The organism is Streptococcus sp. 2106 (genome assembly GCF_013277315.1).
GTDB classification, from domain to species: Bacteria; Bacillota; Bacilli; order Lactobacillales; family Streptococcaceae; genus Streptococcus; species Streptococcus pseudopneumoniae.
The window spans coordinates 41,479-52,464 of the sequence record NZ_VMMS01000037.1; the positions used below are offsets into that span (position 1 = coordinate 41,479).

Genomic DNA, 10,986 nt, shown 5'->3' on the forward strand with positions numbered 1-10,986 from the left:
TCGAAAACGAATTCAAAAATATAATATATGATATTCATTTTAATAAACTATATTAATAAAATGCATTGTAAACATTTCGCCCAAATGATCTACCAGCATTATAGATACCACCGAAAAATCTTCCCGTACTATCAATCACTTTGTGGACATCGATGTTAATATTACCTCTCCATGACACTCGACCACCCTCTACTGTTGCCAAATCTTTTTCTGTAAGACTTGTAAATTTTTCTTCAATTTTTATCATATTCATTATGTCTGTTCCTCTTTATCTATAATTTTTTATTGAAACAAATAATTGTAAATTGTTTCGCCAAACTTCTGCCCCGCCCAATAAACCGGTCCTAAAAGTAATGTCCCTAAAGCATAAATCCCAACTACTCCAACTATGAAAATGAATACTTTCACAGGAATTGACTGCAAACTGTAAAAATTCTCTACCCTAGTAATCCAACTTTCTATTATGCGTTCCATCAGCGCTCTTCCTTCCCTGTTAACGTCCACGACGCTTAGCATGTGCTCCTGAAGCACCATCTACCGCACCCAATAAAAATGTTCCTGCAATTGCGACTCCTCCAACTACTACCAGACCAAATAGCAAGCCTCCTTCTACATCGGCCAATTCCTCATGACTCATTACATGAAAATTATTTTCCATATTTTTAATTTGTTCCATCTTATTCTCCTTTTTTGATTCTTAACAATTGAAAAAGGTAGTTATTTGTATTTCCTTTTTCATATATTCTGTTCATTGTTGTAGGTAAGCTTCACTCTCTAAATATTATCTTAGAATCCAAATAACGCACGACGTAAAATGAACCCCACCATTAAACCATGTTGGTAACTTGCCTCACTACCACCCACCAGCAAGGCTAAGTCGCTTTCCTTTAATACTTCAATAGTATACTTATCATTCATTTCATTCATCTCTTATCCTCCTAAAAACCAAAACCTCTACGAAATCCAATGTACCAATCTACAAGGGTCTTCGTCCAATTTTCTCCACCTTGAATATCGGTCAATTCTTCCGAAGTTAGCTCAACAAATCCGTAATAATGTTCTTTCATTATTTTATTCCTTTCTTTTTCTTCTCACTTATCTATTCGAAAAAAATTTCAAAAATGTACAACTAAATTAAATTTTATTTAAAAAATAATTTAATGAACCATGAATAGAAAATTGGTAGATACATAAAGCAAACTCCTTTCTTTTTCCTCTTACTTATCTATTCGAAAAAAATTTCGAAAATGTACAACTAAATTAAATTTTATTTGAAAAATAATTTAATATACCATGAATAGAAAATCGGTAGATACATGAAGCAAACTCCTTTTCTTTTCCTCTTACTTATCTATTCGAAAAAGAAGTCAAAAAATAAGAATATCAGAAAATTTTCCGATATTCTTATTGATAAACTCATTCAAATCTAACAGATATTAGACATTAAGATATTTTTTAAGGGTTCTTCTGGCTGTTCGTGATACGGGGAAATGCAAGCCTTCTAACAAGGTCACTTCTGTGGCAGTCATCTCTTCAATAGCCTGTAAACTGACTAACGTATTGCGATTGGCATAGACAAAGTAATCTTTTTCAGCCTTGGCAGCGATATCCTTGAGACTGCCATAAATGGTCTTGATAGAATGATTGGCATAATAGACCTTGATACGATGGGATTCCACTGAAGTTTCAAAGGCTAAAATTTCATGGTAGGGCAGAGTGAAGCCCCGTCTTCCCTCAAAACTATAGGTAAAGAGACGCATATTTTCCCTCTTATCTACTGCCAGTACATAGTCCAGACAGCGCTCCAGCTGATGACAGTAGTCCGCCTCTGGCTGATCCTTGGAAATAAAATCCAAGGCAGACAAGTGGTAGCGAAAAGCTAGAGGTAAGGCCTCCGAGTGCGTGGACACAAAGACAATGCTTGTAAAAGGATCCCGCTCCCGAACCTGTTGAGCAACCTGAAAGCCCCGTTCACGCTCTCCATCAATCTCTAAATCTAATAAATAGAGCTGGTAATGGTCAAAATACTGAGAATACTTTTCAACATCCCCATAGTTTTTGGCAATATCAATTTCCAATCTTAAATTGCGAGAGCGACCGATATCTAGTAAAGTCTGCTCTATCCGTCCTTGCTGGACTCTATCGTCTTCCAAAACTAAAATTCTCATTCCTCTCCCCCTCGTTTCTCATCCTTAAATGGCAATTCTAAATCTTGTCTAAAAGTCGTCTCTCCTAGCTGGGTATCTAAGTTTAAATCATAATGAAAAACCATGTCCTCCAAGGTTGCCAAGCCCAGTCCACTGTGGTTATCCTTGGTAGAGTAACCCTTTTGACTGAGAATACTGGGATTCAGTTCTTCTTTCTTACGAGTGTTTTCAATGATAAAACGGACACTCCTATCACCTGCCAATAAAGCAACCCGAATCTGCGGATTTTCAGCCTCACTGGCTGCTTCTAAAGCATTTGTCGTGAGGATAGAGAGGATACGGATAGCCTCCAACATAGGCAATGCCAGCTCTTCGACAACCCCCACCGTCTCCAAACTAAAATGAATTCCCTGCTTATCTGCCACAATCATGGCTTTTGCCAAGGTATTGCGAATAGCTATATCATGGATATTGTGAAGATTAAAGGCCGTGTAATCCGCCTTCCTCAGCTTTTCATTAGTCTTTAGAAAGACATCTTGATAAATGGTAGATACCTCAGCCATGTCTTGATTTGCTATGGCAGGCTCCATGCTGGCGACAATTCCCGCAAAATCATGACGGAAACCTCGAACCTCATCATAGAGATGTCCCAACTTATCCACCATTCCTTGCAAGGAACGATTTTCATCTTCCTGTCTCTGAATGGTCTGCTCATCACGATAAACCTGCTCCAAATGCTTGATGTAAAAGAGCCAAGAGAAAAAGAGAATGAAAATCAGGAGAGAAATGGTCGTATCAAAACGAACGTAGAACGAACTATTTCTATTGGTCATAAACGAAGAGAATATCCTAAATCCAGTCAGAGGTAGGATAATGAAAAAACTCTTATAATAGTGGGTTTTGAAAGCATCTGAAAAGAATAAATCCAAATCCAAAGAACAACGTTTCATAATTGTAGAACATAGCAATATTGATAATAAATCAAATACAGATCTATATAAAGTGGAAAACGAATCTACAAAACAACAAGGCTCACCAGATAATACACGAATCCAAATTGTCAAAAATAAATAACGAATACTTTGAAAGAAGAGAAAAAGATACAGAGAAAGAAAAAAAGCTTCCCCTTTTCCCTTGTGCAATACTAGTAAAAAAATACAGTAAAAGAAGAGAATGATTCCTATATGAAATAATTCTCCAAATGTTTGACGAGCAGATAAACTAATTAAAAATACAAGAACCCAATAACGTTTTTTATAAAATTCTGGGGAAATTTGAGCACCCAAATAAATAGTAGGAACCATGGTTGAAACGACTACCAACAGTATATATAGCACAGAAACTAAGAATTCTAAAATAATCATAAATAAATCTAATCTCTAACGAATACTGTGAATTTAAGCAAAGTGTCTACCCGTACTAAATAACTTATCGCACCATTTTACGGCATCTTCAAAAATCCCTCCACCATTCACTTCCTCCAATACCTCTGAGGTTAACTCTTCAAATTGTTCCAATTCTACAAATGTATTTTTCATTTCCATGACAGACTCCTTTTCATTATTTTATAGATAACTCTATCCCCTGCTCCATCTACAAAAGGCTTTAGTTTCCTTTTAAAATACAAGAAATCTAAAGCCTCCTGAAAATGGTATATTGGTTAGAGCGTTAACGATTAGTTGTGAAGATGTTATTTTTATTTAACCACAACCACTTTATAATATTCGTTTGAGTGTGGAGATTCAATTTTAATTTTTTCACCATATAAACCATCGATTTCTTTATCCAGATAATCTGAAACTCCTGATGGCAAGCGTTTCATCTTAAGAATTTCACCAGATTGATCCGCATAGGCTAGGATGTGATAGTGGGTTGTAGCCATACCATCATCAATCAATACAAAGTAACCTGTTTTGAGCTTACCTTGCTCATTTTCTAAATAGTATAGTTTATTGTTATTGATTGTAAAGTGGGTAGCTCCAAGACGAAGTCGTGCACCTGGATGTTCTAAATAGATATCATTGCCAACTTTTTTAATCTCTGAATAGGTTGTCATTGCTGGGATATTAACCACACGATGCCCATTTTCATCAAAGTAGTAGCGATTTGGTAAGTTTTGGAAGTTCTGTACAACTGCCTTAGGATCAATTTCTTGTCCTTCTTCTTTATTATCCACTAAAGCTAAGGTAGTATTTGCAACCTCATCTCCATATTTATTAGAAAACTTCTTGAACTCTGGTCTGATATACCAAGCATTTTTTTCAATAATAACATCGTCACCTTTAGCATTTAGCAAATATTCTTGCCCATCTCCAAGTTTGACAATATCATGAATACTGTATCCAGCATCTTTTCTATTTGCTAGATAGCCATCCTTACCAATGACATAACTTTCCCCATCACTGGCTGGAACAGCTCTATCTGCAACCATAGCACCTGATTTTTCAAAGTAAGACCATTTACCATCTATGAACTCCCAACCTGTCATCATAGAACCACTAAAATGAAGATAGTACCATGTAGACCCTTCTTTGTACCAACCTGTACGCATGGCGCCACTATCTGCTAGTGAATACCATGTGCTACCTTCCTTGTACCAGCCAGTACGCATAGCGCCACTATCTGCGAGCGAATACCAAGTGTTACCGTCTTTTAGCCAACCTGTCTGCATTTTACCAGTGATGTCGAAGTGATACCATGACCCAGCATTTTGTACCCATTTATCCTTAGCTAGACTGCCATCTTGAGAAAGATTCCAGTCAGCACCATTTTTAACCCAATTATCTGCAGCCTGTGCTTGGTTGATAGACAAAAGTAAGCCAGCACCTGCAAGCAAACCAAGAGTAAGTAATTTAGATTTTTTCATAGCCATTTCCTCCTTTATTGAATAGCTATAAGAGGGCTTCCCCTCTTTATTTAGCTATATTTTAATACTTTTCATTGTCAAAGTCAATAATATTGTGAAAAATTAGACAATATTACCAATATCTACGAATTGTATTTTGATCCATTCCATATTGATTCATATAAGAAACATCTTGACCTCTATCTGGAGCATGAACTACCTTGCCACCACCAACATAAATACCCACATGTTGATTTGAACCTTGGTCGCCATTGTACAATATTAAATCTCCAGGAAGTTGTGAGCCATTACTTACATAGCTTCCTCCTGTCGCTTGACCATAGGTTACTCTAGGAATACTAATATCAAACTTAGCATGAATAGCCATCGTAAATCCTGAGCAATCTACGCCACTATTCAAATCTGCCCCACCCCAAACATATGGGATTTTCCCTACAAATGTCTCGGCATATTCACCAAGTGCCTGTCCACGATTTTCTACCCATACACCACTAGCTCTGAAGAAGTATGGTGTACCATTCACACGTTGATAACCAGTGACCATAGCACCACTAGCAGATAAGTAGTAATAATTACCATCAGGTTGAATCCAAGTATTTTCTTTCATCCATCCTTGGTCATCAAAATAGTACCACTTACCATCTAATTGTTCCCAATTTTTAGCATACCCACCTGAACCGTATTTAAACCACCATTTACCATTGGTTTGCATCCATGTTCCTTTCGGATCACGATATTGATTGAAAGCTTTCTTCTCTTGATTGCCCTCTGCTTGAGTTTCTTTATCTTCAAAACCAATCAATTTTACTTGATCAGCTTCTTCAGCTTTTATCTTGCCTTGATTAACTAATTGAGCAATCGCTTCTTTCTCACTTGCTGATGGGGAATCAGCATAGGCTACCGTAGTATTTGCTAGGAGAACGCCTCCTGCAAGAACTAACAAACTAGAATAAAGATATTTTTTCATCATAAAAATCCTTTCTTTTTTCTCCTTTTTGGAGATTGATTTTTTCTGACTCTATTATATCCCTTATTTGTCCTCAGATTTCTACTGTCCCTAGAAAGACTAAATCTGTTCCTAAACGGTCATTTGAACCAAATAAAAAATTCCAAAGCAAATGCCTTGGAACTTCTTATCTTTATTTTGCTTGAATGATTTTAACCACATCTCCTACACTTTGGAGTTGGTCAATTTCCTCATCGCTGATTTCGATATTAAATTCATCCTCCAGAGTCAAGATAAACTCCATCAAGTCAACTGAGTCAGCATCCAAGTCGTCTTTCAGACTCAAGGATTCTGTCACGACAAAGTCCTCTCCCTGTCGCTCTTGGATAATGGTCACAACACGGTCAAAAATTTCTTTTTCTGTCATCTCTTTTATTCTCCTGAAAATTCACGCGCAGTCTGAGCAACTACGCCTGTTTCTAGCATGGTACGAATCTGACGAATTGTACTATAAACAGCCTTGGCATCGCTTGAGCCATGAGTCTTGACAACCGGTGCCTTAACACCAAACAAGACCGCTCCACCAACATCTGAGTAGTTGAGCTGTTTTTTCAAACCTCTGAGGCTGTCCTTAAGAAGGAGGGCGCCTAGTTTCGCTCGAAGACCACCACCTGTAATAGCTGTCTTGAGCAAGCCCATAATTCCCATGGCTGTCCCTTCGATGGATTTAAGCACAGCGTTTCCCGTGAAACCATCTGCCACAATAACATCCGCAACGCCATTCATCAAATCACGCGCTTCCACGTTTCCGATAAAGTTCAAACTTTCATCAGCCGCCAGTAATTCGTAAGTTTCCTTACGAAGCGGGTCGCCCTTACTACTCTCTGTTCCGTTGTTGAGCAAACCAACACGTGGTTGCTCAATGCCACGAACATTTTTAGCATAGAAGGAACCTAGAACCGCGTATTGATGGAGGTGCTGGGCTGTATTTTCCGCATTAGCACCGAGGTCAAGCATGTCAAAACCTCTCCCATCTACAGTCGGTAAGGTAGACATGAGTCCAGGTCGATCGATATTCTTGATACGACCCACGATGAAGAATCCAGCCGCCAACAAAGCACCTGTATTCCCAGCTGAGAGAACAGCGTCTGCTTCACCCTCTTTGATAGCCTTGGCTGCCAAGACCATACTGGCATTTTTCTTCTTCCGAATAGCTCTCGTAGGTTCATCGTCTGAATCAATCTTTTCATCCGTATGGATAATGCTGACGCGCTCTGTCGCTGTCAGATATTGCTTGACTTTAGCTTCATCTCCGTAAAGTTGAACTTCGATATCTGAAAAGTCAGCTAGGGCTTGATTGACACCCTCAACGATGGCCTGAGGTGCGTAATCGCCCCCCATAGCATCTACTGCGATTTTTTTCATTTCTTTTCCTCTTTTAGTAATTGTCCCCAGTCTGCTAGGGAATCAATAAATTTCTTTGATTTTAGGTGAATCCCAACGTACTCTTCGTAGAGTTGATCCATAAATTGGCGTAACTCTTGCTTGATTTCGGGCTTGAGCGAAATGGTCTCCAAAGTCTCAAAATCAATGGCTTGAAATTGATTGAGCAAATAGGGGATATTGGGATTGAGATGACAACGTCTCTTATCCTCATGATAATGCTCTGGACAGAGGCAGGCTCCATATTTGAAAGAAAAGTCAAAAGCCTGACCAACCCGATGGCAGAAGACACACTCATTAAAATTGAGGCTGATTCCAAATCGAGTCAAAATTTGAATTTCAAAAATATTGGTCAAAACCTGATAATCCAAGCCTGCTTCCATCAACTCCAAAGTCTTTTGCAAAAAAGCAAACAAGGGAGCATCCTGCTGATTGTCCTGCAAACTAGCATCTGCAAGAGCTGCCACATAGGTCGCATAGGCCATGACAAAGAGGTCACTATTAATCTTGGGAAAAGTCATGACCTCATGATAGTCTTCGATGTAACTGAGTCCGTCATCATTGATTCGTAAGAGAAATCGAGCCAGCACCAAGGGCTGAATAACAGGCGCCAGCTTAGACTGGCCAGCGTGTTTGACGAAAAACATGCGCTTACCAGCCTGCTCTGTAAAAATCTTGACTAGCTTATCATCCTCCCGAAAATTGCGATTGTAGAGCACCAAGCCTTGACTCGTGATAGACTGAATCATGCTTCTCTCATATACTCCTCAAGTCGTTTCATGGCTTCTTTGATAGTCTCCATGCTGGCTGCATAAGACAGGCGAACATAACCTTCTCCATAACACCCAAAGGCAGCACCAGGGATAAAGGCAACAGCCTTCTTCTGAGCAAAATCCTTTAGAAAGGCAAAGGAGTCTTGGTTGTAACCAGCTGGAATCTTAGCAAAGATATAGAAGGCACCGTCTGGTTTGATAATCTCAAAACCAAGAGCAGTCATTTTCTCGATAATATAATCACGACGCTGGATATATTCCTTCTTCATAGGCTCCGCATCGTTTTTACCAGCCGTCAAGGCCTCCACCGCAGCGTGTTGCGCCATGGTATTTGCGGCAGTCACCAAGTACTGGTGACTCTTGATTAACTGAGCTGTGAAGGCCGCAGGAGCGAAAATTAGTCCCAAACGCCAACCGGTCATAGCATGCGATTTAGATAGACCATTGATAATAATAGCCTGGTCTCTCAACATAGTCCCTAGAGACACATGGGCTTCGCCTGTATAGGTCAATTCTGAGTAAACCTCATCACAGACAACGAAAATTTCGTACTTGCGTAAAACGTCTGCCAAGGCCTCCAACTGCTCCCGACTATAGGTAATTCCTGTCGGATTAGCTGGATAGTTGAGAATAACCGCCTTGAGCTTGTCTCCCTGCTCCAAAATGGCCTTTTCCAACATCTCAGGAGTCAAGACAAAACCATTTTCAGTTGTGTCAATCTCGACAATCTCTGCCCCAACTAGATTGACAATCGGTTCATAACCTGGATAGGCAGGAGCTGGCAAGAGCACCTTGTCTCCCTCTTCCAAAATAGCTGTCAAAGTCGCAGATAAAGCCTCTGTCGCCCCAATTGTAACCAAGATTTCATTCTCAGGAGCATAGTCCAGTTGGTACTTTTCCTTAACAAAGTCACTGGCCGCCTGACGTAGAGTCAGCAGACCACTCATCCCTGTATAGTAGGATTGGTTCTGATCAATCGCTCGCTTGGCCGCCTCCTTGACATGGTCTGGCGTTGTAAAATCAGGTTCCCCCAAGGTCAAACGCAAAACCCCAGGAATCTCAGAAATAGCCTGGTCAAACTGACGAATCAACGAAACTTGAATCTTATCTAACTGTTTATTAAAGCGCTTAGTTAAATCCATAGATATCTCCTACTTTCAAAACGTATCTCTATTATACTACAAAAAACCCCCGACCGCAAAAATACATGATAGAATAACGCTAGCATGACAAATTGAAGTAGGTTAATTTAAATTGATTACAACACTATGTTTTGAGAATACTCAATGAAAATCTCATGAGACTAGGAATCGAGGTGAAAGCATAACTAATACTCAATGAAAATCNNCATATATACGGCAAGGCGACGTTGGCGTGGTTTGAAGAGATTTTCGAAGAGTATTGAGGTTTTGATAATCTTCGTTACAACTATTCTAGCACCATTACTGATTACTATTACCGGTAATGTCATTTCTGAGTGGATAGTCAGAAAGTGGTTAGATAAGCGCGACAAAAAAATATAACCTGAGTTTAGTTTTAATGTAACTGGACAAAAAGAAATACCAGAGGTGGAGCTCTGGTATTTTTGTTTTTGCCAAGACTTCGTTACAGTTCTTGTAAGATTATTGTTACATAATTAGCACTACTTGTCAAATAATTGTTGGCTCCACTTTCTATTTTACTTTTCCTGTTTATAGGTCTATAATGGTAATAGATTTTATTTGGAGGTTTTTATGTCATTTCTATCAAAAAATGGAGCAGGTATCTTGGCCTGCCTTCTCATTTCTATCGTATCTTGGTACTTAGGAGGATTCTTCCCTGTGATTGGCGCGCCCGTTTTTGCCATTTTCATAGGCATGCTCCTACATCCCTTTCTCTCGTCCTATAAACAACTGGATGCTGGTTTGACCTTTAGTTCCAAGAAGTTGCTCCAATATGCCGTTGTCTTGCTTGGTTTTGGTCTCAATATCTCGCAGGTCTTCGCAGTTGGCCAATCTTCACTCCCTGTCATCCTGTCCACTATCTCAATAGCTCTGATTATTGCCTACCTCTTCCAGCGTTTCTTTGCACTGGATACAAAACTGGCTACCTTGGTTGGAGTAGGTTCTTCTATCTGTGGGGGTTCTGCCATTGCAGCGACAGCGCCCGTTATTGATGCTAAGGAAAAGGAAGTAGCCCAAGCCATTTCCGTTATCTTTTTCTTCAATGTCTTGGCTGCGCTCATCTTTCCAACCCTCGGCACCTGGCTTCATCTATCCAATGAAGGCTTCGCCCTCTTTGCAGGGACTGCGGTCAACGACACTTCCTCTGTAACGGCTGCCGCCAGCGCTTGGGACAGTCTTTACCAAAGCAATACCCTCGAGTCTGCAACCATTGTTAAACTCACACGTACTTTGGCCATTATCCCTATCACGCTCTTTCTATCCTACTGGCAAAGTCGCCAACAAGAAAACAAGCAAAGCCTACAACTGAAAAAAGTCTTCCCACTTTTTATCCTTTACTTTATCCTTGCATCGCTCCTAACCACCCTTCTGACCTCTCTCGGTGTGTCTAGTAGTTTCTTTACCCCTCTCAAACAACTCTCTAAATTCCTCATTGTCATGGCCATGAGTGCTATCGGTCTCAAAACCAATCTGGTCGCTATGGTCAAATCCAGTGGAAAATCCATTCTTCTTGGAGCCATCTGCTGGATTGCCATCATCCTCACCACTCTTGGTATGCAGACCCTTATCGGCATTTTCTAATACTCTTCGAAAATCTCTTCAAACCACGTCAACGTCGCCTTGCCGTAGGTATATGTTACTGACTTCG

At 39.8% G+C, this 10,986-nt stretch carries 15 protein-coding genes; 1 reads left to right on the plus strand and 14 read right to left on the minus strand.

Annotated elements, in window-relative coordinates:
• Nucleotides 1-52 precede the first annotated feature (52 nt).
• The 14 genes from HT723_RS04700 to HT723_RS04765 all read right to left on the minus strand — a co-directional run bounded on the left by HT723_RS04700 (nt 53) and on the right by HT723_RS04765 (nt 9,317).
• Nucleotides 53-253: an SPPN_00645 family bacteriocin-like peptide gene (locus tag HT723_RS04700; RefSeq protein WP_001055966.1), complete on the minus strand. Its 201-nt coding sequence runs from the start codon at nt 251-253 to the stop codon at nt 53-55.
• A 29-nt stretch (nt 254-282) separates the two neighbouring features.
• A complete protein-coding gene (locus HT723_RS04705) occupies nt 283-474 on the minus strand; it encodes a hypothetical protein (RefSeq protein ID WP_000439598.1) in 192 nt (63 codons plus the stop codon).
• A gap of 19 nt (nt 475-493) precedes the next feature.
• Entirely contained in the window at nt 494-676 is a 183-nt protein-coding gene (locus HT723_RS04710; RefSeq protein WP_000435077.1) for a class IIb bacteriocin, lactobin A/cerein 7B family, read from the minus strand.
• A 110-nt stretch (nt 677-786) separates the two neighbouring features.
• Complete coding sequence (locus HT723_RS04715) at nt 787-927, minus strand: hypothetical protein (protein ID WP_001004581.1); 141 nt, start codon at nt 925-927, stop codon at nt 787-789.
• Between the two features lie 11 nt (nt 928-938).
• Entirely contained in the window at nt 939-1,067 is a 129-nt protein-coding gene (locus tag HT723_RS04720) for a smi_0059.1 family bacteriocin-like peptide (RefSeq protein ID WP_000658221.1), read from the minus strand.
• A 369-nt stretch (nt 1,068-1,436) separates the two neighbouring features.
• Nucleotides 1,437-2,168, minus strand: a complete 732-nt coding sequence (locus tag HT723_RS04725; protein ID WP_001221866.1) for a response regulator transcription factor — start codon at nt 2,166-2,168, stop codon at nt 1,437-1,439.
• Complete coding sequence (locus tag HT723_RS11540; RefSeq protein WP_007285090.1) at nt 2,165-2,980, minus strand: GHKL domain-containing protein; 816 nt, start codon at nt 2,978-2,980, stop codon at nt 2,165-2,167. Before HT723_RS11540 ends, HT723_RS04725 begins: the two co-directional genes overlap by 4 nt.
• Nucleotides 2,981-3,544: 564 nt before the next feature.
• Nucleotides 3,545-3,691: a smi_0057.1 family bacteriocin-like peptide gene (locus tag HT723_RS04735; RefSeq protein ID WP_050207639.1), complete on the minus strand. Its 147-nt coding sequence runs from the start codon at nt 3,689-3,691 to the stop codon at nt 3,545-3,547.
• Between the two features lie 152 nt (nt 3,692-3,843).
• Nucleotides 3,844-5,013 (minus strand): N-acetylmuramoyl-L-alanine amidase family protein, encoded by a 1,170-nt coding sequence (locus HT723_RS04740; protein WP_172934746.1) that lies wholly within the window; start codon nt 5,011-5,013, stop codon nt 3,844-3,846.
• A 112-nt stretch (nt 5,014-5,125) separates the two neighbouring features.
• Nucleotides 5,126-5,980: a C40 family peptidase gene (locus tag HT723_RS04745; RefSeq protein ID WP_240154943.1), complete on the minus strand. Its 855-nt coding sequence runs from the start codon at nt 5,978-5,980 to the stop codon at nt 5,126-5,128.
• Between the two features lie 172 nt (nt 5,981-6,152).
• Complete coding sequence (locus tag HT723_RS04750) at nt 6,153-6,386, minus strand: acyl carrier protein (protein WP_023940550.1); 234 nt, start codon at nt 6,384-6,386, stop codon at nt 6,153-6,155.
• A gap of 5 nt (nt 6,387-6,391) precedes the next feature.
• On the minus strand, nt 6,392-7,384 hold the full coding sequence (plsX, locus tag HT723_RS04755; protein ID WP_172934747.1) for a phosphate acyltransferase PlsX: 993 nt from the start codon (nt 7,382-7,384) through the stop codon (nt 6,392-6,394).
• Nucleotides 7,381-8,151 (minus strand): DNA repair protein RecO, encoded by a 771-nt coding sequence (gene recO / locus HT723_RS04760; RefSeq protein WP_172934748.1) that lies wholly within the window; start codon nt 8,149-8,151, stop codon nt 7,381-7,383. The genes plsX and recO overlap by 4 nt, the downstream gene beginning before the upstream one ends.
• A complete protein-coding gene (locus tag HT723_RS04765) occupies nt 8,148-9,317 on the minus strand; it encodes a pyridoxal phosphate-dependent aminotransferase (protein WP_000366350.1) in 1,170 nt (389 codons plus the stop codon). The genes recO and HT723_RS04765 overlap by 4 nt, the downstream gene beginning before the upstream one ends.
• Before the next feature lie 591 nt (nt 9,318-9,908).
• Between HT723_RS04765 and HT723_RS04770 the strand changes: the two genes are divergently transcribed.
• Nucleotides 9,909-10,919, plus strand: coding sequence for a YeiH family protein (locus HT723_RS04770; protein ID WP_000009158.1), 1,011 nt, complete (start codon nt 9,909-9,911; stop codon nt 10,917-10,919).
• Nucleotides 10,920-10,986 lie beyond the last annotated feature (67 nt).